The following is a 21,499-nucleotide window of genomic DNA, read 5'->3' on the forward strand; positions in this document are numbered from 1 at the left end:
AATGAATGTACTTCGATCTTTCTCGGAGCGGTTGGCGCTGCTAGGCCTGTTGCTGCTCTTGCCGTTGCTGGCTCAACCCGCGCAGGCACCTACAACGCAAGTGCAGGTGGCACGGCAGTTTCTGCTAGCTGTGGTGCGGGGCGAGTGGGCAGTGGCCTACGGCCATCTAGCGCCCGAAGTACGCCAAGGCTTGTCGGCTCAGCAATTCCGGAAAGCCGCTGAGCCACTGTATAAACAGGGCAAGCAGTATGGCCCCACCATCAGCCTCTACAAACTAGGCTACCGCCTCCGCGACACGCAAGTACCGCAGCCTTTCGTAGCCTTTTCTTACAAAGCCGATACGCTGCAGCCGTACCCTCACTTCCAGCTTGACGTTACCTTCCGCGACTCCACAGCCCGCCAGGTGCTGGGCTTCGGGTTGGTGCCGCTGGTGGCGCCGGTGAAGTAACTTCTAAAACGCTAACTCGAATAAAGGGAAAAGCCCTGTTCATGTGTATGAGCAGGGCTTTTTGATACTGGATGAGTGAGTAGAATTAGATAGCTGGGTCGGCGGGAGTGTTGGGGTTGTTGACGCGTTCTTGCTGCGGATAGGGGTAGAAGTTGCGCGTGCGCTCTGTAAGAGAAGCGGGCGGGGCGGGTCGGCCAAAGCGGCGGCTATCATCAAGGCGTAGGCCGCTCAGGAAAAGCTCAGCGCTACGCTGCTTGTACACTTCCAGCAACAAGGCATCTACGGTAAGAGGCCCGGAGTAGGCCGGTAGGCCAGCGTACACCCCAAACAGGTCGCCGGTGGTTTGGGTACGCACGGCGTTAATGTCGGCGAGAGCGGCGGCGGTATTGGGCGTTGCAGCTCGCAGGTTCGCCTCGGCCCGGATCAAGCGCATTTCGTCGGGCAGATAAGCGGGAATGGCGCTGGTTTGGCTGGTGAAGAAGCCGGCTAGGCTGCGGATGTTATCGGTGCTGCCGTTGTTATTGTCTGCCACTACCGGGCCGGTCAGGTAAAACGCCAGGCGGCCGTCGCCGGGCTCAACTAAGCTCGCAGGCAGGCCAAACCGGTCGCGGGGCCGGAAGTTGGTGCCCGGCAGAATAGTGAATTGATAGACGGGGTTGGGGTTTTGCGTGGAGTAGGTGAAAGCCGAGCGCACCGTCAGATTCACCAGGTTAGCCGCCGTCAGAGCCGCCGCATAATTGCCGGCCATCAGATTGAAACGGGCCCGGTAGGCCTGTACCGTATTGGGGAGGTTGAAATCGGGGCCGATTACTTGCGTAGTAAACTCGGCGGAAGGTGGGGTAGCGGCTAGCTCTTGCGTAGCCAGGTCAAGCAGGCGAATAGCTTCCTGCAGAAGTTGCTGTCGAGGAACAAAGCCAGGAGATGCTTCGGCACTGAGTGGGCCTTGCTCAAAGCCTAGCGCCACGCCGGCCAGCGCTGCTGCCTTAAATAGGTAGGCGTGCGCCAGTACGCCGCTGCGCGCGGCCGCATCTGCACTTAGTACGGAAGGAGCAGCCGCAATCAGCTGGTCGGCAATGAGGACTACGCGGTAGTTGCGGGCAAACAGGGCGGAGGTATTGGCATTGCTCGGGGACAACTGCGCTCCACCTTGCTCCAGTTCTGTGATGTTAAAAAACGTGGTGATGCCCTTCACCTCCCGGCTGGTGGTGCCCGTGGTGAGGATAATGGGCTCAAGGGCCGCCGTAGAATAGATCTGGCGTAGGCCTACACTCAGGGCAAAGAGGCCTTCGCGGGTGGTGAGGGTTTGCGCATCGGTAGCGGCGTTGGGGTTGGCTAGGTCCAAGTCGCAGGCAGCAGTACCCAGTAGCAGCCCTCCGAGCAGGATGCCGGCCAGCAGGCGGCGCGGCCTAAGTAGAAAGTGACGCATATCGGTAGAAAAGCAAAGTCAGAGAATCAGTTAAAACGACGCGTTGAAGCCCACCGACACCGAGCGGGGAATGGGCACCTCCACGAAGTCGAAGCCGCGCACGGCGTTGCTCTGGCCGGCAGCACTTACTTCGGGGTCGTAGCCGCTGTAGTCGGTTATTACCCACAGGTTGCGGCCCGCCACGGAAAAGCGCAGGTCGCGCATACCCAGAAACTTGGGCTTGAGCAGGTAGCTGATGGAAGCTTCGCGTAGCTTGATAAAGGAGCCGTCTTCAATCCACCGGTCGAACGTGTTGTAGGTGGCTACGCTGGTGCCTTTGGCTACCTCGCCGCGCAGCTCCGGCTCGTACTGAGCTAGGCCACCAAAAATGTCGCGGCTACCCACGCGCTGCGTGAAGTTGAACACGTCGAAGTCCTGCTGGGTGTCAAACTGCACCCTAAACGAAAGACGACCATTGAGCAGGCCTACCTCATTGATGAGCGAGGCCACGTAGCGCGGATTCGGGTCGCCAAGGACACCGTTTAGCAAGGCACCTGATGGTTGTCCATCGGCGGCGCGCTGGGGCGTGTTGGCCGCCCCGAAGGTGCCCTGCACACCCCGCTCGCGCTGGGGCAGGCCTGCGGTTGTGAGCAGCAGAGAGCCATCGGGGTTGCGGGCCGAGTAGGTGCCGTAATACGTGCCCAGTGGATACCCTTCAACCCCGGCCACCAACCCAAAGCCGTTAGGGAAGGTTACTACCCCGCCTGGAATGTTGGTAATGCGGTTTTTATTGTGCGTGAACGTACCCGTGATATTCCAGGTAACGCGCTCCGATTTTACGGCCGTAGCGCGCACCAGTAGCTCCACGCCCCGGTTGCGCATGTTGCCAATGTTATCGAAGCGGTTGAGGAAGCCCGAGCTGAAATTGAGGTCGCGCTGCAGCAGCAGGTCTTGCACCCGCTTGTCGTAGTAAGAAAACTCAATGCCCAACCGGTCGTTAAGCAAACTCAGATCAGTACCTACCTCAAACTCTTTCTGGCGCTCTGGCTTCAGGTTGTTGTTGCCTTGCAGCGTAGAAGTGCCTAGGCCCGGCAGCGCCCCCTGTATCAAAGGGTTGAAATTGGTGAAGCGTTGGTAAGCGCCGATAGCCGTGAGGTTGCCGGCTTCGCCGTAGGAGGCGCGCAGTTTGAATTGCGGCACGAAGCGGCCTAGGCCACCTTCTTTCCAGAAGCTTTCCTCCGATACCACGTAGGAGCCGCTGAGCTTGGGATAAAACTGCGTGCGGTTGTTGGCCCCGTACACAGAAGCCGCATCAACGCGGCCGGCAGCCGTTATAAACAGGCGGTTATAGAGACCAAACGTCTGCTGGAGAAAGGCCCCTTGAATAGTGCGCTCGGTCCGCTCTTCTCCCGCTACCGTAGTGCCATTAATGATTTCCACCACCGGCGACAAGTTGATAGACTGAATGCCAGTAGAAAGGGCCCGCTCATACTGCAGCGTGCCGCCCGCCGTGGTGGTGCTGGCCAGCCACTCCGTAAAATCGCGCTTGTAGCTAAACGTCAGGTCGTTGTTGACCAGGAAGGAAGAGCGGTCGGCGCGGCGGGCTAGGCCAGTGGTGTAGGTGGGCGCCGTGCTATTGGTCGGGATGAAGCCGGTGGCAACCTGAGTGCTGGCGTCGTAGCCCAGCACGTAATCAATAGTGAAGCCCGCAAAGGGAGTGAGGTTCAGTTGCGCATCGCCGATGAAACGGGAAGTGCGCTGGCGGAAGTTGAAGCGGTTAATGGCTTCCAGCGGGTTGGTGCGGGCAATGTTAAGGGCGGTGCTGGGGTAGCGGCCAGTAACCGGGTCGGGGCTTGGGTCAATGAAGTTATTGGAGAAGATAAATCCCGTGAGGGCCCCGTAAGCCTCATTAATGCCGCCGTTTGGTACCTCCCGGCTCTGGCTGAGCGCGTAGTTGGCACCCACACTAATGCTAGCTTTTGAACCCAAGGTTTGCTGAAGCCGCAGGCGCCCGCCCCCGCGGTTGAAATCAGTATTCTTGACGATGCCCTGGTTATTGAAGTAGTTGCCAGAGGCAAAATATTTCGTGCCCGTGTTGCCACCCGTCACCGATACATAGTTATCAGTACCAATAGCCGTGCGGAAAATCTCCTTCTGATAATCGTAACGCTGCACCGGCACCTGGCTCAGGTCAGTAGCAATGGTGTTGGTGAAGCGGAATGGGTACTCATTATAGTCGAGGGTTTTGCGGATTTGCGAGGTCAGGAACTGCGACGATACCGTCACCTGGGGCTTGCCCTCCTTGCCACGCTTCGTAAAAATCTGCACCACCCCGTTGGAGGCCCGCGACCCGTAAATGGCCGCCGCTGCGGCACCCTTAATCACTTCAATGCGCTCAATGTCGTTGGGGCTGATATCGACAAGACGGTTTTGCGCGTACCCGCCCAAATCAAGCAGCTGGGGCGAGTCGTTGTTGATGATAACCCCGTCGATGATGTAGAGCGGGTCGGAGGAGCCAGCTACCGTGCTGGGCCCGCGCAGGCGCACCGAAATACCGCCGGCGGGGTTACCCGAGTTCTGGGTAATCTGCACCCCCGCAAACTTGCCCTGTAAGGCTTGATCTATCTGGGTGGGCACCGTAGTGCGCAGCTCATCTCCCGAGACCGTAGCAATGGTATTGCCTAGCTGTTTTTTGCTGGTCGCCACGGAGGTACCCGTCACCACCACGTCGTTCAGGCGCACTAGGTCCTCACTCAACGACACATCGGGCACAGTAACCGTAGTTTCTGGGCCCAGCACCACGCGCCGCCGCACGGGGCTGTACCCCACGGAGCTTACCTCCAGCTGATAGTTGCCCGGCGCCAGGCTGGCGCTAAGCTCAAACCGGCCTTCCACATCAGAGCTGGCCCCAAGTACCGTGTTGAGCAAGCGCACGGTGGCACCCGGCAGCACTTCTGAGCGGGCGTCGAGTACACGCCCCCGGATGGTATAACGGGTATTCTGCGCCGATGCGGATGACGCAGACCCCAGCAGTAGCAGCAGGAGCAGCACCAGCCAGCCCCAGTGGCTGTGGCGCTTGGGGTGAGAGTAAGCGTGTGGCATAGGGAGATGATTAGGGGAATAAAAAGAACGGCTTGCTACCCGCTCTACTGAGCTGATAGCAAGCCATTAAACATAGCGAAAAGAAGGATTATTTGTGCTTTATGCCGTTAAGCTTATCCGGGAAACGAAATCTTACCCATGCTCACTGCTGGCACCCGCTGGCGGCCTGCCCCAATGCTTACAGGTTGGCCGGCTACGGCTTCATTGGCCAGCAGCGCAAACAGAATAGCTTCCTTGGCATCGGGCAGCACGCCGAGCGTTTCGGTGGTATCAAAGCGGCAGTTGGGGAGGTGGCGTCTTAAGGCGGCTTGTAAGGCTGGGTTGTGGGCACCGCCACCGCTGGCATACACTGCCAGGGCAGGCCTAGGGCCGAAAACCTGTGTAGCGGCCCGGGCCACGCCCAGGGCGCTGAACTCCGTGAGGGTAGCCAAGGTGTCTTCTAAGCCTAGGCCAGTAGTATTGCTGCGCTCCTGGGCCTGTTGCAGATACGCCGGACTGAAAAGCTCGGGCCCAGTAGTTTTGGGTAAGGCGGCGGCAAAGAAGGGGTGGCCTAGCAGCTCAGCCAGCAGGCCTTCGTGTACTTGACCGGTACTGGCGAGGCGGCCGTCTTCATCGTAGGCCAGTTCGGGGCGGTGCTGGCGGACGGTGGCATCAAGCAGCGTGTTGCCAGGACCGGTATCGGTGCTGAAAGCGGTGCTGGCATCTTGGCCGGTGCGGGGCAGGTAGGTGAAGTTGGCAATGCCACCTAGGTTGAGCAGGAGCCGCTCCTCATGGGGGCTGCTGAGCAGGAGGTAGTCGCCGTACGCGGCAAGCGGGGCACCCTCACCACCGGCTGCAATGTGCTTCTGCCGAAAGTCGCTGAGGGTAATGATACCGGTACGCACGGCCACATGGTCGCCGTCGCCGAGTTGGAGGGTAGCGTTGAGGGGAAAGTCAGGGCGCTGGTGCTGGTGTTGGGGCGCGTGGTATACCGTCTGGCCGTGACTGGCTATGAGGTCTACTTCTCGTGGGGCAACCTGCCACTGCTGCAGGCACTGCAGGATCATGTCGGCGTGCAGGTGGCCTAGCCAGGGGTTGAGCAGCGTTAGGTATTCCAAGCTCACCTGCTCCCGCGCAAATACTTGCCTAATTCGGTGGCGCACATCGTCATCGTAGGGTACAGTAGCAAAGTGTTCCAGCTCCAGCCGCGTACTAGTCCCGTGCCCGTGCAAGCGGCAAAGCGCCACATCCAGCCCATCCAACGAAGTACCCGACATGAGCCCAATGATCCGCCGGCTTGGCTGCTGAGCGAGTTGATAAAGACGAACAAGCTGTTGGTTCATGCGCTAAATGGTAGGTTTGTACCGTTTACTACTGGGTTCCCTAGTTCAAAATATTTTTTGTACTACCTATTGCTAAAACGAGGCTTGCGGGTGTGAATAGCTGACATGCTAGGTTGTGTGTAGCAAATAAAACAAAAGAGCCCTACTAACGGCAGCAGGGCTCTTTTGTAGAAGGAAACACACGTGGCAAGTTCGGCTTATGGCATCGGGTTACCAACTCATACGTTACTCAATTTTTTTACCGGCCATAGCTTGGCTGATGCTGATGTTCATCACGCGCTCAGCGAAGGGGCGGGTGAGTTCTTCCAGCTCATCAACGGCTTTCAGGATTGTGTCTTTATCCTGCGTGGCGAGGGCGGCTTTGAGTTTTTCCACGCCGGCATTGGTCTGGCTGGTTTCCTCGGCGGTGAGGTGCTGGCCGTTCTTGCTTACAAAGCGCTCTACCTGATACAGCATCTGCTCAGCTACGGTGCGAGCTTCAATTACCATGCGGGCCGCAATATCCTCGCGGGCGTGGGTCATGGAGTCCATCAGCATCTGTTCCACCTGCTCGTCGGTGAGGCCATATTGGGGCTTGATTTCCACGGCCTGGCGGGTGTTCGAGCGCAGCTCAATGGCTTCTACTTTTAGAATTCCGTCGGCGTTCAGGATGAAGTTCACGTCAACCTTCGGCAGGCCGGCGGGCATGGCCGGGATACCACGCAGATCGAATTCAGCCAGCTTGCGGTTTTCCTTTACCAAGTCCCGCTCACCTTGGTAGACCGAAATTTTCAGGTTTACCTGGCCATCCACGGAGGTAGTGTACTGGCGGCCGGCTTTGGTCGGGATTTTAGAGTTGCGCGGGATGATGGGGTCCATCAGGCCGCCCAAGGTTTCAATGCCCAGCGTAAGGGGCGTCACGTCGAGCAACAGCACGTCGCGGCGGTTGCCGGCCAGGATATCGGCCTGGATGGCGGCACCCAAGGCAACTACTTCGTCGGGGTTGAGGGAATTGTTGGCGGGCTGCTGGAAAAACTCCGATACTGAATCATATACGAGCGGCACGCGGGTAGAGCCGCCCACAAGCAGCACGGCGTTCAGGTCCTGGGGCGTGAGCTTGGCATCGGTCAGCGCCTGGCGGCATGATACCAGCGTGCGCTCCACCAGCGGGGCCACCAACTCATTAAACTTAGCCTTGGTAAGCGGGAGCGTAGTGCCGCCGAAAGCCGCCGAAAACTCCTCATTCTGGCTCAAATGCTTCTTAGCTGATTCCGCCAGCAAGCGCAACTCCTGCTGAGCACCCCCATTATTGAATAGCACTGTCGAGAGCTGGTACTCACCACTCCAGTAATCAATAATGGCGCGGTCAATATCGTCGCCGCCGAGGTAGGTGTCGCCGTTGGTGCTGAGTACCTCGAAGATGCCCTGCTGAATGCGCAGGATGCTCACGTCGAAGGTGCCGCCGCCCAAGTCATACACGGCTACCGTTTTCTCCTCATCGGGCGAGAGGCCGATGCCGTAGGCCAGGGCCGCGGCCGTGGGCTCGTTCACAATGCGCAGCACCTCTAGGCCTGCCAGGCGGCCGGCGTCGCGGGTAGCTTGGCGCTGAGAATCGTTGAAGTATGCGGGTACCGTAATGACGGCTTTATTCACGGGCGTTTTGAGGGCGTGCTCAGCGCGGGCCCGCAGTTCCTTCAAAATCTCCGCCGATAGCTCAATGGGGGAGTAGAACTTATCACCCACCCGGATCTTTACCAGGCCTTCGGAATTGTCGTCGATAACCTTGTAGCCTAGGTCCTGGGCGTGCTGGCCTAGGTCTTGGTACGACTTGCCCAGCAGACGTTTTACCGAATAAATGGTGTTCTGCGGGTCGGTGAGCAGGTAGCTTTTGGCATCAGTGCCCACAATCGGGTCTTCGCCACCCTGCGGGAAGTGTACCACCGACGGCACGATGGTACCGCGGCCTTGGTCGTTGATGGCCAGGGGCTGGCGCGTATCGGGGTGAATGTAGGCCACCAGGGAGTTGGTGGTGCCCAGGTCGATACCGACGATGATTTCTTCCTGTTGCAGGCTGCCGGTGGAAAGATTAATTGCGACTTTGGCCATATGGGAGCAGCGTGCCAGAGCACGCAGAATAAGCGAGAAGAGGGGGCGAAAAGAACCATAACAGGCAATCTGCCCGGAAGGCACAAAAGTAGCGAAGAAAAATGCCCGCCTGGCGTAGCCAGCAGTGGCCTAGACCGTAGTACATGGCACTCTAGCTTTGTTGCTGCCAGACTTGAACCACTCAGCCAGCCGCGTTCAAGGGTCCAGAAGCTTGCATTCGGGCCAGTAAATGCAGACTTTCGGGCCGAATCGTGCTGTCTGCTATGAATCAACTGTTACGCTTGCTGAGTGTGCTCAGGCCGTGGGCTAGGCCACTATCATTGGGGGCTGCGCTAGGCCTAGTGGGGGTGTTGCCGGCCTGCCAGACCTCGGTTGGAGAAACTACCAGCCTATATGCGGCACCCAAGCAGCCAACGGCCACCACCTTACCTGACTCAGCGGCCGCCGTTGCGGCACTGCCCGATTCATTGCGCCTCACGCCCCTGCTTCCCCTGGCCGGTGTCCCTGATTCTCTGCACCAGCAAATTCAGGCCTTGCACGCCAGCTTGGGCCCAGAGGCCGCCGAACTGCGCCTGGAGGTGCTGGAGCGAGCCTGCGTGGGCTACCTCAACCTGCGGAAAAACGGCCGCGTGAGTAAGCCCGGCGTGCTGGCCGTGGCTGATATGGATATGCCCTCCTCCGAAAAACGGCTGTGGGTTTTGGATCTGAAAGCCGGACAAGTGCTGCACCGCAGCCACGTAGCGCACGGGGAAGGCTCGGGCCACCTGCGGGCCCGGCGGTTTTCTAACGTGATGAGGTCGGAGTGCACGGCGCTGGGCTTCTACCGCACCCAGGATACGTACCAGGGCAAGCACGGCCTCTCGCGCCGCCTGCGCGGCCTCGACGCGGGCCAGAACGACAACGCCCTGCGCCGCTACGTAGTTTTGCACGCCGCCGACTACGTGAGTAAGCAGCACCTGGCCCGTTACGGGCAGGCAGGCTACAGTCGTGGCTGCCCTGCCTTGCCCCCCGATCAATACCGTGGTATTATCAACACAGTAGGGGAGGGCGGCTGCCTCTACATAAGTGGCCCAGGCCTAGAGTCGAAGTGGCTAGATGCTACTGTGGCCGCTCAGCAGTTGGCGGCGCGAGGCTGGCGCTAGGCAGCTAGACTTGGCCGTGAGCGTCTTTATCAATTATGAACAATAAACCTTGTCAGGATGTGCTGGCGAGGTTTTTTTGTTGGTAACGGCAAGTGAGCAGATAGCTGTTCTGTAGCACAGTGGTATCGGCCTTTTGCGGGGGCGGGGAACTCTGAGCGTAGCCAGCTAGTTTTAAATACAGCAAAGCCACTATATCTCGACGAAAGGTAGGTGTATCGTTTATCGATGTAGTGCGTATATCTCCCTGGCTCAGCAATACTCTGTCCCGAGCCTTTCTCACAACCACAACATTTCGTGCAGATGGAAAAGAAGAGTGTAGTAAGCCGTCAGCGCCTTAAGCGCCGGGCCCGTCGGGTAGCCCGTCGGGTACTTCCGTTTGTGGCTTCGCTGTTCTTGGCTACGCCCCTGGCGGCTCCTATTGCCCGCACCCAAGCCGCTACGCCCAAAACGGCCGTGCGCCGCGTAGTAGCGCCCGTACTCACCAAAGAGGCGATGTACACCCAGCGTCTGCAGGATTTGTATCAGGAACTGGGGGTAGCCCAGCAGGGCCTGCGCTACGAGGTGTTTGAGAAAGCCATGACGGGTTACCTCAACCTCGAAGAAGAAGGCAAGCTCAACAACGACAAGCAACTACTGACGGTAGTTGACTTTGGGTTGCCTTCTACTGAGAAACGCCTGTGGGTGCTGGATCTGGCAGCCAAGCAAGTGAAGTTTCATACCCTGGTTGCCCACGGTCATAATTCCGGTGAGAACATGGCGACGAACTTCTCCAATGAGAACGAGTCGAACATGAGCAGCCTGGGTTTCTACGTGACCAAGGGTGAGTACACCGGAAAGCACGGCCGCTCCCTGAAGTTGCAAGGCGTAGATGAAGGCTACAACACTAACGCACTGTCGCGCTCCGTGGTAATGCACGGCGCCGACTACGTGAGCGAAGACTTCATCAAGCAGTATGGTCGCCTGGGCCGCAGCCTTGGTTGCCCCGCCCTGCCCATGGACGAGAAGGATGCCATCATTGAAGCCGTAAATGGCGGCACTTGCCTGTTCCTGAATGGCCCCGACCAGCAGTACTCCTCCAAATACCTGAACGAGGACATTGCTATCAACCGCCTGCTCGACAGCACTCAGATGATTTAATGGGCCTACTGGCCTAGAAAATAGAAAGCCCGCCCTGTACAAGCAGAGCGGGCTTTTTAATGTCAAGTTAGCTGAGGTGTACTACAGCTTCACGCCAAACTTGGCCCCCACGGTTTCCAGATCTTTGATTACTGGGTCGAGGAGCGGAATGCCTTCGATGAGGCGCTTACCGCTCATTTCGCGTTCTGGGTCGCCGGGAATGAGCACGTGCTGGCCTTCCACGGCGCGGGCGTTGCGGAAAGTGGTAATCCAGTTATCCATGTGGGCCTTGAACTCGGCGGCGGGCCGGAAGGCATCTACGCGCATAGCTCCAAAGAAGTGGCCTAGGCCTTCGCCCACAGGGTTAGCTGAGGGTTGCAGAAAGGCCACGAAGGGCGGCACCCAAGGGCCGTAGTTTGCCCCACTGAGGACCGCTGAGAAAATATCTACTACGGCGCCCAGGCCGTAGCCCTTGTGCGAGCCGGTGGCCCCACCCAGAGGCAGCAGGGCACCGCCGTTCTTCACGGCGTTGGGGTCCGTTGAGCCAGTGCCGTCGGCATTCTGGGCCCAGCCTTCGGGAATGGGCGTGTTTTTGCGCTGGGCAATTTCCAGCTTACCGTTAGCTGCCGTGGTAGTAGCCATGTCGAGCACAAAGTCGGGCTGGTCGCCGGCGGGTACGGCTACGGCAATGGGGTTGGTGCCCAGCAGACGTTCCAGCGAATACGTGGGCGCTACCAGGGGCGAGGCATTGGTCATGGCAATGCCCATCATGTCGTAGGCTAGGGCCTTCATGGCGTGGTAGCCCGCAATACCGAAGTGGTTGGAGTTCTTCACCGACACCCAGCCCGTGCCTACTTGGCGGGCCTTTTCAATAGCCACCTCCATGGCTTTCGGGCCTACCACTAGGCCTAGGCCACCATCACCATCTACCACGGCGGTGCTGGGCGTTTCGTAGGTCACGCCCACCCGGGGCGTGGGGTTGATGCGGCCGGCTTCCCAGAGGCGCACGTACCCAATGAGGCGCGCTACGCCGTGAGAGTCGATGCCGCGCAGGTCGGCGGCCAGTAGCGTTTCAGTGGCCAGCGTGGCATCCTCATCTGAGCAGCCAATGCTTTTAAAAACGGCTTCCGTGAAGCTGAAAAGGTGGGTATAGGAAAGCGTGGTAGCCATGGAAAAAAGTGTGGTGGGAAGTACAAAGCTTCCCACGTCAAGAATAAGCCGACTTGGCTGCGTGGTTCAGAACCGGTGCGGCTAGTGTAGGTGAGGGGGCTACTGGCCTAGCAGCTCGCTTAGCAGACCTTCTTTGAGCGCGTAAGCGGAGGCCGTGATGGTGTTGAGCCCGTAGGTGGTCAGCACGAAATCAATCAGCACGCAGGCTACCACAATCATATCGGCCCGCATGGGCGTCATGCCGGGCAGGGCCAGGCGGCCGGCGTGGTCGAGGTGCAGGAGCTGTTCGTAGCTGGTGCGGAAGCTCTCGAAAGAAATGCGGGTGGCCGGTGCAGCGTGGCCTACCAGTTCGGGCTGGCCGGCGCGGGCAGCCTGCAGGTCGCAGAGCGTATCGAAGGTGCCGGAAGCGCCCACCAGCGCCGCAGGTCGGTGCTGGGCTACAGCCGCCGTCAGGGGTGCCAGCACCTGTGCCAGGTAAATCAATTGGTCCTGTACGGCCGAAGTAGGCAGCGGGTCGGCGGTGAAAAATTTATCAAGCAGGCGCTGGGCTCCAATTTCGAAGCTTTGCTTCCAGAAAATGGTGTGCTCATCGGCAATGATGAACTCCACGGAGCCGCCCCCAATGTCCATGAGCAGGTGCGGGACCTGGCCTAGCGGCACGGCTTCCCGAATACCTTTGGCAATCAGCTCCGCCTCCCGGTCGCCGGGAATAACTTCTACCCGAATGCCCGTCTGCTCGAAGATGTCCTTCACCAGCTCGGGCCCGTTGGCCGAAACCCGCATGGCGCTGGTAGCGGTGGCGCGCACTTCCGTCACCTGGTGCAGCTCAATTTCCTCCTTAAACCCAATCAAGGTCTGCAGGGCCCGGGCGTAAGCCTCCGGGGCAATCCGGCCAGCACTGATACCGCCTTCGCCCAGTCGCACACCCACCTTGGTTTTCAGGAGCGTGACGAGCTCCTGGTGCCGGGGCTCGGGCAACTCCACAATCAGCAGGTGAAAAGTGTTGGTGCCCATATCAATCAGGGCCAGGCGACGATGACGAGGAGGATGCTGTGACACGGAGTAGGTGATGAGGTGACTGAGTGATGAAGTAATGAGGGAAAAGGTGATGGGGCAAAGAGTGGTGTGGGTAACAGAACGGACAGTAATACGGCAGCAGATAAGCAGGTAGCTCAACATTACCCTTTCTTTTTACCTCTTCACCCCATCACCTCATCACTTCCTCAAGTAGCAAACCGGCAGAAGGTGCCCAGCGGGAGCTTACGGGCGCCAGCGTCATGCAGGTATATTTCGCCAATTTCCCGCTTCTGCTGCATGCCGGGGAAGATTTCTGCCACCAGGTTATCGAGGATTAGGGCCGAGAAACCCAGCGAGTACAGGTTGATCAGGAAGAAGTGGTCCTGCGGGTCGAGGAGCTCTTTGCAGAGCTTGAGCATCTCGTTAAGCTCATCTTCCAGCTGCCATTTCTCGCCGTTGGGGCCGCGGCCGTAAGCGGGCGGGTCGAGGATGAGGCCTTGGTACTTGCTGCCGCGCTTCACCTCGCGCCGCACGTATTTCATGGCATCTTCCACCAGCCAGCGCACCCCATCGAGGTTGGAGGCCTCCATGTTGTCGCGGGCCCAGAAGTTTACCTGCTTCACCGAGTCGAGGTGAGTGACGTCGGCGCCAGCGGCCCGGGCAGCCAGGGTAGCGGCCCCGGTGTAGGCAAACAGGTTCAGCACCCGCGGCTGGGCAGCTTTGCGCTGGCGGGTTTGGTTGTAGATGAACTGCCAGTTGGGGTCTTGCTCCGGGAACAGGCCTACGTGCTTAAACGACGACAAACCTAGGCGGAAGCGCAGCTTCAGGCCATCGGGCCGCTCGTAGCCGATAATCCACTGCTCGGGCGTGCCGGGCTTTATTTTCCACTGGCCGCGCTCCTGGCTGCCCTTCTCGCGGGTGAAGGTGGCATTGGCCCGCTGCCACTCGCTTTGCGCCAGGTGCGGGTCCCAAATAGCCTGCGGCTCGGGCCGGGCCAGAATATGTTTACCAAAGCGCTCCAGCTTTTCAAAGTTGCCCGCGTCGAGCAGCTCGTAATCGGCCCAGGGGCTGGTAGTGAGGAAAGTGTACATAAGGCTATCTTTACGCTGCCCAGCAGGGCAGGGCGGCAAAGGTACGGGATGGCGCAGTTCTGGGCCGTATGGTGCAAGCAACAGCAAGCGGGAAAGCTGATGAAAGAAATAAACCGATTACTCGACCAACTAAGGCGGGCCTACGACGGAGATGCCTGGTCGGGCCCTTCGCTGCAGGCTACGCTAGCAGGCATCACGGCCGCCCAGGCCGCCGCGCATCCGCTGGTGGGGGCGCACAGTATCTGGGAGATTGTACTGCACCTGCACACCTGGCTTGAAATTGTGCGTCGCCGACTGGAAACCAATACGCTGCTAGGCCCCACCGATGATGAAAACTGGCCACCTGTGCCCGCCGAGCCTACGGAAGCCGCGTGGCAGCAAACCCAGCAGCAGCTCCGGCAAGCGCACGAGCAGCTGCTGGCCGCCGTAGCCGGTTTGTACGACGCGGACTTAGACCGGCTCCCTGAACCTCAGCCGGGCTACCCCGCCAGCACGCCCGGCTCTACCTACGTGCTGCTGCACGGCCTAGTGCAACACAACCAATACCACACGGGCCAACTTGCGCTGCTGCGGAAAGCTTTTGCCTAGTAATTCTGTTAGGGCCAGTAGCCCGACGTGGTGGTCTAGGTCCGGTCGACCATCTTTGCTATCTGAATGATACCTATGAGCACGCTTTCCTTTTACAAATACCAAGGCACCGGCAACGACTTCGTGATGGTGGACGACCGCAGCCAGCAGTTTGATGCCAGCAACCACCAGCTCGTGCGCTTCCTCTGCGACCGGCGCCGCGGCATCGGGGCCGACGGCCTGATTCTGCTCCGTCTGCACCCGCAGTACGATTTCGAGATGGTGTACTTCAATGCCGATGGCTACCTGGGCTCCATGTGCGGCAACGGCGGCCGGTGCACCGTGGCCTTTGCCCGGCAGGTAGGCGTCATTGAAAACGAAACCAAGTTCCTGGCCGCCGATGGCCCTCACGAGGCCCGCATCGATGCCGACGGCACCGTGCACCTGCGCATGCAAGACGTGCTAGGCCAGCAGGAAGTAGAAGAGTACGGTGTGTTCCTCGATACCGGCTCGCCTCACCTGGTACGCTTCCAGCCCATGAGCACCTTGGCCGAGCTGAACGTGTACAGCGAAGGCCGCGCCATCCGCTACAACGAGCGGTTCCGGGAGAAAGGCACGAACATCAACTTCGTAGAAGCCCCCGTAGTACCCGGCCAGCCCTGGCAGGTGCGCACCTATGAGCGCGGCGTAGAAGACGAAACCCTGAGCTGCGGCACCGGCGTAACGGCTGTAGCCCTGGCCGCCTCGCGCCGCGGCGCCACCAGCCCCGTGCACCTGCGCACCCCCGGCGGCGACCTACGCGTAGCCTTCGACGCCAAACCCGACGGCTCCTTCACCAACATTTTCCTCAGCGGCCCCGCCACCCGCGTCTTCGACGGCTCCATCGAGGTATAGTCGGATTCTAGGCCACTAAAAAACGGTCATTCCGAACAAAGTGAGGAATCTGAGTAAACCTGTTGAGGCTAATCCAGATTTCTCGCTCCGCTCGTAATGACCGTTTTTACGTTCAGCAGGTCATTTACCCTGGAGGCGCTTTGCCAAACGTTTTGAGCCGTATGGGCAGGCCTAGCGTAGCGCTGAAGCCTGAGCCACGGATGCGGAGCGTAGTGGAGCCTCGTTGGGAGTTGTATTGGTACGCTACCGGCACCAAAAGCATATCGGTTAAGCCATGGGTGTAGAAGAGGCTTAGGTTCAACCGTTCTTTTCCTAGGCGGTAAAAGCGGGCAGTAACCCCGCCAGTGAGGAAACCACCCCATTTGCGTCGCACGATGTATGTTTCCTTGAATTCAATCGTGTCGTAGAGTCCTCCGCCGCCAAAACCACCACAGTCTAGGCAGTTATTTCCGATCCGGTTCGCGCCTCCGCCAAAGACGGCATCTAACCGGAAGCTAGCCAAATAGGTATGCCGAATGGTATCTATTTCTCTGATATTGTACTCACCAAGCGTTCTGTTAACCAGTAAGGGTAACTGATGCATGTAAGCACTTTTGCTATGACCGCGCCATTCCCCATGATACGGGTTGAGGGTATACTGCTGCGGCATTTGTAGGCTGTATCCCCATGCTAAGGCACTCCCGCTATAACCTGTAGCTACTCCTAGCTTCTCGTTGATCTGCAACCGAAGCATGGCTACGCCCTGCTCATCGAACATCAAGTCCTTTAAAGTGCTGTAGGGCTTGAAGGGCAAGCGACTTTTATCGAAGTAAACTCCTTCAGCGGCATTGTGATTGATGCCCACCTTTAGGTCAAGATACAGCTTGCTCTGTGCTTGAATGGCTGTAGGAGCCGTGAGTAAACACCATAGTGCTAAGAAGAATATAAAGCGCATCAGTATAGAATAATATAGTTGTTGCGATAAGCATAGTTACGCAAACCGTATGTGGCTTATTGCAGCTAATGGCATAAAAATTAAAATACGAGATAAGCTTCGGCGACAAACAAAAACCGTCACAAACTCACTATGAGTTTGTGACGGTTATATAGGGGCCTGATTACCTTAGCTCGATGTGGTCTGATCTACGTGTTGAAATTGAACAAGCCCGCCAGCGTCTGCAGTTGCCCGAGCAGGACTTTGCGCCTTTGCCCTTCACTACCGAATGGGCCCGCTTGGAAGAGCAGATTTACCGTGCATTTTGCTGCTTGGATCACCCGACGGCTCGCCCCTGCTGGTTGTGGGAACACTTGCGGCCAGGTGCCGTGGGGTTAGTGTGTGCAGACGATCCGCTTACACTACTGACCTCCTTGATCGACCCTAATGAAACCGTCTGGCTGATGCTCAACGAAACGGTCAACTTCGAGGACAACTTCTGGTTCTATCAGGGGACGCCCCGCGCCATCCGCAGCATACTGGCCGAGTGCTGCTACCTAGACGAAGTCTACCTGATTTCGAAAAAGTACACGTGGCTTCTATGCGTGAACCATCACGACGCGCTCTACGGCATTGGCTCCCCCGTGCAGGAAAGACTCTTAACCCGCGGAGCTAAGAGTCTTTCCTGAGGCGTAGAGAAGCGAACCTTCGGCCCGTTTTTCTTTACTGTAAAACCAGCAGACCTAGGCCTGTCGGTCGCCTTTGGTGAAGTCTAGCATCCAGCCCGGGTACTCGGGGGCCAGCTTGCTGACTTCGTCAAGCTGCTGTAGCTCCTCGGGCGAGAACTGCACATCCACGGCCTTGAGGTTGTCTTCGAGTTGCTCCATCTTTTTGGCTCCGATAATGACGCTGGACACCACCGGCTGATGCAGCAGCCACGCCAGCGCCGTTTGCGCCACCGATACGCCTTTGCTTTCCGCCAGCGGGCGTAGGGCATCAATAATGTCGAAGCCTTTTTCTTTATCTACCGGCGGGAAGTCGAAGTTGGCGCGGCGGGCACCTTCCTCGTTCTCATTTTCACGGGTGTACTTGCCGCTGAGGAAGCCGCCGGCCAATGGGCTCCACACCAGTAGACCTACCTTTTGGTCTTGCAGCAGGGGCACCAGTTCCCGCTCCAGGTCGCGGCCAGCAATGGTGTAGTAGGCCTGCAACGACACGTACTTCTCCACGTGGTTGTAGGTAGAGTAGCTCAGGGCTTTCATCAATTGCCAAGCGGCCACGTTACTGGCCCCAATGTAGCGCACTTTGCCGCTGCGCACCAGGTCGTCGAGGGCGCGCAGGGTTTCTTCTAAGGGCGTGAGCGGGTCGTAGCTGTGGGTTTGGTAGAGGTCGATGTAGTCGGTTTTCAGGCGGCGTAGGCTGTCATCTACCTGCTGGAAGATGTGCTTGCGCGTAAGGCCGGCATCATTAGGGCCTTCGCCCATCTTACCGCGCACTTTGGTAGCCAACACAATATCGTGGCGGGAGAGGCCTAGGTTGTGGATGGCCTGTCCGGTCAGCTCCTCCGACAAGCCTTCGGAATACACGTTGGCGGTGTCAATGAAGTTTATGCCCGCTTCCACGGCTCGTTTTACTTGCTCGTCCACGGCTTGCTGGTCTAAGTTACCCATGGCCGCGGCCCAGCCTTTACCACCGTAGGTCATCGTGCCCAGGCATAGTTCCGATACCTTCAGGCCTGTATTGCCCAGCAGGTTGTATTTCATAGCAGAGAAGTTTAGAGGTGAATCCTTGTCAAACTCCTGGTTAAAGCGGATTGTTGACGTATAATTTCGGCTTCTGCCCTAAGTACTACCTTGAAAGCGGGCTCCTCATCTGTACTGGCCTAGAAACCCGAGTAATTCGTATGCTCTCCTCTGACCTTGTATTCCTGCGCCCCCTCGAGGCCGACGACCTTGAGTTTCTCTATGCCTTAGAAAACGACCCCACCGTGTGGGGCGTGTCCGATACATTGGCTCCCATTTCCCGTTATACACTACGGCAATATCTAGACAACGCGGGGGCTGATTTTCAGGAGGTGCGTCAGCTTAGATTAGTCCTATGCCAGCAGGATACTAAAATTGCGGTTGGTACATTAGATATTTTCGATTTCAACCCTTTGCATCAGCGAGCCGGCGTAGGTATTATGGTGCTAGGCCAGTACCGCCGCCGCGGTTACGCTCATGCCGCATTGGATTTATTGCTGCCTTATGCGCGCCAAGTATTACGGTTGCATCAACTCTATTGCACTATTGCCGTACACAACAGAGCCAGCGTAAACCTGTTTAAAGTGGCTGGTTTCAAGAAAGTAGGAGTACGCCGGGAGTGGTTACGCACGGCCGACGGGTGGCAAGATGTGTTGGAGATGCAACACCTTCTCAGTAACTGACTATTTCTATGTCAGTAAGCTCCAGAGTACAAAACGCAGATAGTGAAGCTCGTCTATATCTTTTTATGAAGGAGGGCGTATAGAGACATAACCAGACAAGCACTGCCAGTTATTGCAGGTTCGAAAAGGGGCAGTGCCGTCTGTTTAACGCTTTATACCGTACCCTATGTCGCTGTCTCCACCAGCGGAGTCACCTGCGCGTGCCTCTGCCATCTCTCCCTCAACCACAACTTCTGCATCTGGCGAAACCCTACGCTATGCTCTGCCAGATTTAGTTTGCTTTGCTCATTTGCATTGGGACTTTGTATGGCAGCGCCCTCAACATTTGCTTTCCCGCTTCGCGCAGCACGGTCGCGTGTTTTATGTAGAAGAGCCCTTCTATCACGCCGACGACCTGATTGAGCCTCACATGGAGGTGAAGGAGCGCCAAAACGGTGTTAAAGTATTGGTAGTGCATCTGCCCGCTCGTCTGCGTGGCCAAGACGATGCCGCCGACCAAGCTCAAGAAGAAGTGTTGGCTAACTACTTCCGGGAGCAGCACATTGAGAAATACATTTTCTGGTACTATACCCCCATGGCGCTGGGCAAGTCGCGCTCCTTCCAACCCGTCCTGACGGTGTACGACTGCATGGACGAGCTGGCCGCCTTTAAATTTGCTCCACCCGCTCTGCGCGAGCGGGAGCAGGAGTTGTTTAAAAAAGCCGCGCTGGTATTTACCGGCGGCCACACGCTTTACGAAGCTAAAAGCCAGCAGCACGACGATGCGCACCCCTTCCCCAGCAGCATCGATAAGGTGCACTTCGGGCAGGCCCGGCAACCACAAGCCGACCCCGCCGACCAGGCCGGCATTGCGCACCCACGGGTAGGGTTCTTTGGAGTAGTAGACGAGCGCCTCGACATTGAATTGTTGCGCCAGTTGGCCGATGCTCACCCCGAGTGGCAATTCGTGATTATTGGGCCCGTAGTGAAGATTGACCCTGCTGTTTTGCCTCGTCAGCAGAACGTGCACTACCTCGGCGGCAAAGACTATCAGGAACTGCCTTCGTATTTGAGCGGTTGGGATGTAGCCACGTTGCTATTTGCTGATAACGAGAGCACCAAGTTTATCTCGCCCACTAAAACTCCCGAATACCTGGCCGCCGGACGGCCAGTCGTGAGTACCCCCATCCGCGACGTAGTTCGGCCCTACGGCGAACTGAACCTCGTCCAGATTGCCGCTACGGCAGATGAATTCGGTAAGGCCATTGAAAAAGCCCTGACCCAGGCACAGGACGCCGACTGGCGCCAACGCACCGATGACTACTTGGCTACTATCTCTTGGGACCAAACCTGGGAACAGATGGTACGGCTGATGCAGCAGAAACTTGCGCCTGCTACCAGCAAACCGCTTACCGCAGCTCTTTCCTAGGCCTGCACGCTACTTACTCCATCACCTGTTCTTTCCCCCTCATTTCTTTCCAAACACCGCTTCGTTATGTTCGATTATCTCATCGTAGGGGCCGGCTTCGCTGGCAGCGTATTGGCCGAGCGGCTTGCGACTCGTTCCAATAAAAAGGTACTGGTGGTGGACAAGCGCAACCACATTGCTGGCAACGCTTATGACCATTACAACGAAGAGGGTATCCTGGTCCACAAATACGGACCCCACATCTTCCATACAAACTCGAAAGACGTATTCGAATACCTTTCCAATTTCACCGATTGGCGTCCGTATGAGCACCGCGTATTGGCTTCCGTAGATGGCCAGCACGTGCCCATGCCCATCAACCTCGATACCATTAACATGCTGTACGGCCTCTCGCTGAACAGCTTTGAGGTAGAGCAGTTCCTGGAGTCGCTGGCCGAGAGCGTGCCAGTTATCAAGACCTCCGAGGACGTAGTAGTAAGCAAAGTTGGCCGCGAGCTGTACGAGAAGTTCTTCCGTAACTACACCCGCAAGCAGTGGGGCATGGACCCCTCGGAGCTGGATAAGTCGGTAACGAGCCGCGTGCCTACCCGCACCAACCGCGACAACCGCTACTTCACCGACACCTATCAGGCCATGCCTCTGCACGGCTACACCCGCATGTTCGAGAACATGCTGAATCACCCCAACATCAAGGTGATGCTCAACACCGACTACCACGACATCATTGACTTCATTCCCTTCAAGGAAATGATTTTCACGGGTCCGGTAGATGAGTACTTCGACTTCAAATACGGCAAGCTGCCCTACCGCTCATTGGAGTTCAAGCACGAAACGCTTAACACCGAGCAGTTCCTGCCCGCTCCGGTAGTAAACTACCCCAACGAGCACCTCTACACCCGCATTACGGAGTTCAAGCAGCTTACGGGCCAGCAGCACCCCAAAACCAGCGTGGTGTATGAGTACCCCAAAGCCGAGGGCGACCCATACTACCCCGTACCACGCCTCGAAAACGCCGAACTGTACAACAAGTACAAGAAGCTGGCCGATGAGACGCCCAAAGTGCACTTCGTAGGCCGCTTGGCTACGTACAAGTACTATAACATGGACCAGGTAGTAGCGCAAGCCCTCACCTTGTACAAAAAACTTACGGAGAAAACCGAAGAAGCGCAGAAGACCGTAGTGCCAGCTATTACGGGCTCTCCGTCGATTATCAATAAGCTCGTACCGCGCGATCCGGCCAAGGAATAGCGGTTTTTACAACTGGCTGCCAGATGCTGTCATTCTGGGCTCGTGATGGAAAGTGTACTGGTTGCTAGGCCACTCGGCTGGTAACGGTAGGCTTCTCCTCACTAGCCCAGAATGACAGATCTGTTTTCAGGTGTTGCTAACTCAAC

Annotated in this window: 18 protein-coding genes; 9 read left to right on the top strand and 9 right to left on the bottom strand. The window is 57.7% G+C overall.

All coding sequences use genetic code 11. The features are described from left to right. The first annotated feature begins 1 nt into the window (after window position 1). A complete protein-coding gene (locus tag EU556_RS04215) occupies window positions 2-448 on the top strand; it encodes a hypothetical protein (protein ID WP_135431297.1) in 447 nt (148 codons plus the stop codon). 85 nt (window positions 449-533) lie between these two features. Here the strand turns inward: EU556_RS04215 and EU556_RS04220 are convergent, their stop codons facing one another. The 4 genes from EU556_RS04220 to hscA form a co-directional block, all read right to left on the bottom strand. Beyond that, window positions 534-1,874: a RagB/SusD family nutrient uptake outer membrane protein gene (locus tag EU556_RS04220; RefSeq protein ID WP_135431299.1), complete on the bottom strand. Its 1,341-nt coding sequence runs from the start codon at window positions 1,872-1,874 to the stop codon at window positions 534-536. A gap of 30 nt (window positions 1,875-1,904) precedes the next feature. After that, the gene (locus EU556_RS04225) at window positions 1,905-4,955 is read right to left on the bottom strand and encodes a SusC/RagA family TonB-linked outer membrane protein (protein ID WP_135431301.1); all 3,051 of its coding nucleotides are present in this window, start codon (window positions 4,953-4,955) and stop codon (window positions 1,905-1,907) included. A gap of 113 nt (window positions 4,956-5,068) precedes the next feature. Continuing rightward, a complete protein-coding gene (locus tag EU556_RS04230) occupies window positions 5,069-6,277 on the bottom strand; it encodes an anhydro-N-acetylmuramic acid kinase (RefSeq protein WP_135431303.1) in 1,209 nt (402 codons plus the stop codon). A 225-nt stretch (window positions 6,278-6,502) separates the two neighbouring features. Beyond that, entirely contained in the window at window positions 6,503-8,362 is a 1,860-nt protein-coding gene (gene hscA, locus EU556_RS04235) for a Fe-S protein assembly chaperone HscA (RefSeq protein WP_135431305.1), read from the bottom strand. A 263-nt stretch (window positions 8,363-8,625) separates the two neighbouring features. Between hscA and EU556_RS04240 the strand changes: the two genes are divergently transcribed. Further along, on the top strand, window positions 8,626-9,504 hold the full coding sequence (locus tag EU556_RS04240) for a murein L,D-transpeptidase catalytic domain family protein (protein WP_135431307.1): 879 nt from the start codon (window positions 8,626-8,628) through the stop codon (window positions 9,502-9,504). A gap of 300 nt (window positions 9,505-9,804) precedes the next feature. After that, window positions 9,805-10,641 carry a murein L,D-transpeptidase catalytic domain family protein gene (locus EU556_RS04245; protein ID WP_135431309.1) on the top strand — a complete coding sequence of 279 codons (837 nt, stop codon included), beginning with the start codon at window positions 9,805-9,807 and terminating at the stop codon, window positions 10,639-10,641. 81 nt (window positions 10,642-10,722) lie between these two features. Here EU556_RS04245 and EU556_RS04250 read toward each other — a convergent pair whose 3' ends face one another. The 3 genes from EU556_RS04250 to EU556_RS04260 form a co-directional block, all read right to left on the bottom strand. Further along, window positions 10,723-11,790: an Ldh family oxidoreductase gene (locus tag EU556_RS04250; RefSeq protein ID WP_135431311.1), complete on the bottom strand. Its 1,068-nt coding sequence runs from the start codon at window positions 11,788-11,790 to the stop codon at window positions 10,723-10,725. A 99-nt stretch (window positions 11,791-11,889) separates the two neighbouring features. Further along, window positions 11,890-12,849 (bottom strand): Ppx/GppA phosphatase family protein, encoded by a 960-nt coding sequence (locus tag EU556_RS04255; RefSeq protein WP_245327408.1) that lies wholly within the window; start codon window positions 12,847-12,849, stop codon window positions 11,890-11,892. A gap of 164 nt (window positions 12,850-13,013) precedes the next feature. Continuing rightward, a complete protein-coding gene (locus EU556_RS04260; protein WP_135431313.1) occupies window positions 13,014-13,898 on the bottom strand; it encodes a class I SAM-dependent methyltransferase in 885 nt (294 codons plus the stop codon). Between the two features lie 99 nt (window positions 13,899-13,997). Between EU556_RS04260 and EU556_RS04265 the strand changes: the two genes are divergently transcribed. Continuing rightward, window positions 13,998-14,486 (top strand): DinB family protein, encoded by a 489-nt coding sequence (locus tag EU556_RS04265; RefSeq protein ID WP_167855441.1) that lies wholly within the window; start codon window positions 13,998-14,000, stop codon window positions 14,484-14,486. A gap of 75 nt (window positions 14,487-14,561) precedes the next feature. Then, window positions 14,562-15,359, top strand: a complete 798-nt coding sequence (dapF, locus tag EU556_RS04270) for a diaminopimelate epimerase (RefSeq protein WP_135431317.1) — start codon at window positions 14,562-14,564, stop codon at window positions 15,357-15,359. Between the two features lie 124 nt (window positions 15,360-15,483). On the opposite strand, the gene EU556_RS04275 is transcribed toward dapF, so the two are convergent. Next, window positions 15,484-16,293, bottom strand: a complete 810-nt coding sequence (locus tag EU556_RS04275; protein WP_135431319.1) for a hypothetical protein — start codon at window positions 16,291-16,293, stop codon at window positions 15,484-15,486. 176 nt (window positions 16,294-16,469) lie between these two features. Between EU556_RS04275 and EU556_RS04280 the strand changes: the two genes are divergently transcribed. Then, entirely contained in the window at window positions 16,470-16,961 is a 492-nt protein-coding gene (locus tag EU556_RS04280) for a DUF6756 family protein (protein ID WP_135431321.1), read from the top strand. A 54-nt stretch (window positions 16,962-17,015) separates the two neighbouring features. On the opposite strand, the gene EU556_RS04285 is transcribed toward EU556_RS04280, so the two are convergent. After that, complete coding sequence (locus tag EU556_RS04285) at window positions 17,016-18,035, bottom strand: aldo/keto reductase (RefSeq protein ID WP_135431323.1); 1,020 nt, start codon at window positions 18,033-18,035, stop codon at window positions 17,016-17,018. 140 nt (window positions 18,036-18,175) lie between these two features. Between EU556_RS04285 and EU556_RS04290 the strand changes: the two genes are divergently transcribed. The 3 genes from EU556_RS04290 (at window position 18,176) to glf (ending at window position 21,353) form a co-directional block, all read left to right on the top strand. Then, window positions 18,176-18,697: a GNAT family N-acetyltransferase gene (locus tag EU556_RS04290; protein ID WP_135431325.1), complete on the top strand. Its 522-nt coding sequence runs from the start codon at window positions 18,176-18,178 to the stop codon at window positions 18,695-18,697. Between the two features lie 289 nt (window positions 18,698-18,986). After that, the gene (locus EU556_RS04295) at window positions 18,987-20,105 is read left to right on the top strand and encodes a glycosyltransferase family 1 protein (protein ID WP_245327410.1); all 1,119 of its coding nucleotides are present in this window, start codon (window positions 18,987-18,989) and stop codon (window positions 20,103-20,105) included. A 66-nt stretch (window positions 20,106-20,171) separates the two neighbouring features. Beyond that, entirely contained in the window at window positions 20,172-21,353 is a 1,182-nt protein-coding gene (gene glf, locus EU556_RS04300) for a UDP-galactopyranose mutase (RefSeq protein ID WP_135431327.1), read from the top strand. The last annotated feature ends 146 nt before the right edge of the window (window positions 21,354-21,499 follow it).

Source organism: Hymenobacter fodinae, assembly GCF_004745825.1.
Classification (GTDB): domain Bacteria; phylum Bacteroidota; class Bacteroidia; order Cytophagales; family Hymenobacteraceae; genus Hymenobacter; species Hymenobacter fodinae.

What these genes read in the sequence shown, in the direction of transcription:
- EU556_RS04260 (WP_135431313.1), bottom strand. Translation starts at nt 13,898, where the DNA reads ATGTACACTTTCCTCACTACCAGCCCCTGGGCCGATTACGAGCTGCTC.
- EU556_RS04265 (WP_167855441.1), top strand. Translation starts at nt 13,998, where the DNA reads ATGAAAGAAATAAACCGATTACTCGACCAACTAAGGCGGGCCTACGAC.
- EU556_RS04220 (WP_135431299.1), bottom strand. Translation starts at nt 1,874, where the DNA reads ATGCGTCACTTTCTACTTAGGCCGCGCCGCCTGCTGGCCGGCATCCTG.
- EU556_RS04280 (WP_135431321.1), top strand. Translation starts at nt 16,470, where the DNA reads ATGTGGTCTGATCTACGTGTTGAAATTGAACAAGCCCGCCAGCGTCTG.
- dapF (WP_135431317.1), top strand. Translation starts at nt 14,562, where the DNA reads ATGAGCACGCTTTCCTTTTACAAATACCAAGGCACCGGCAACGACTTC.
- EU556_RS04275 (WP_135431319.1), bottom strand. Translation starts at nt 16,293, where the DNA reads ATGCGCTTTATATTCTTCTTAGCACTATGGTGTTTACTCACGGCTCCT.
- EU556_RS04290 (WP_135431325.1), top strand. Translation starts at nt 18,176, where the DNA reads ATGCTCTCCTCTGACCTTGTATTCCTGCGCCCCCTCGAGGCCGACGAC.
- EU556_RS04225 (WP_135431301.1), bottom strand. Translation starts at nt 4,955, where the DNA reads ATGCCACACGCTTACTCTCACCCCAAGCGCCACAGCCACTGGGGCTGG.
- glf (WP_135431327.1), top strand. Translation starts at nt 20,172, where the DNA reads ATGTTCGATTATCTCATCGTAGGGGCCGGCTTCGCTGGCAGCGTATTG.
- EU556_RS04230 (WP_135431303.1), bottom strand. Translation starts at nt 6,277, where the DNA reads ATGAACCAACAGCTTGTTCGTCTTTATCAACTCGCTCAGCAGCCAAGC.
- hscA (WP_135431305.1), bottom strand. Translation starts at nt 8,362, where the DNA reads ATGGCCAAAGTCGCAATTAATCTTTCCACCGGCAGCCTGCAACAGGAA.
- EU556_RS04215 (WP_135431297.1), top strand. Translation starts at nt 2, where the DNA reads ATGAATGTACTTCGATCTTTCTCGGAGCGGTTGGCGCTGCTAGGCCTG.
- EU556_RS04285 (WP_135431323.1), bottom strand. Translation starts at nt 18,035, where the DNA reads ATGAAATACAACCTGCTGGGCAATACAGGCCTGAAGGTATCGGAACTA.
- EU556_RS04245 (WP_135431309.1), top strand. Translation starts at nt 9,805, where the DNA reads ATGGAAAAGAAGAGTGTAGTAAGCCGTCAGCGCCTTAAGCGCCGGGCC.
- EU556_RS04240 (WP_135431307.1), top strand. Translation starts at nt 8,626, where the DNA reads ATGAATCAACTGTTACGCTTGCTGAGTGTGCTCAGGCCGTGGGCTAGG.
- EU556_RS04250 (WP_135431311.1), bottom strand. Translation starts at nt 11,790, where the DNA reads ATGGCTACCACGCTTTCCTATACCCACCTTTTCAGCTTCACGGAAGCC.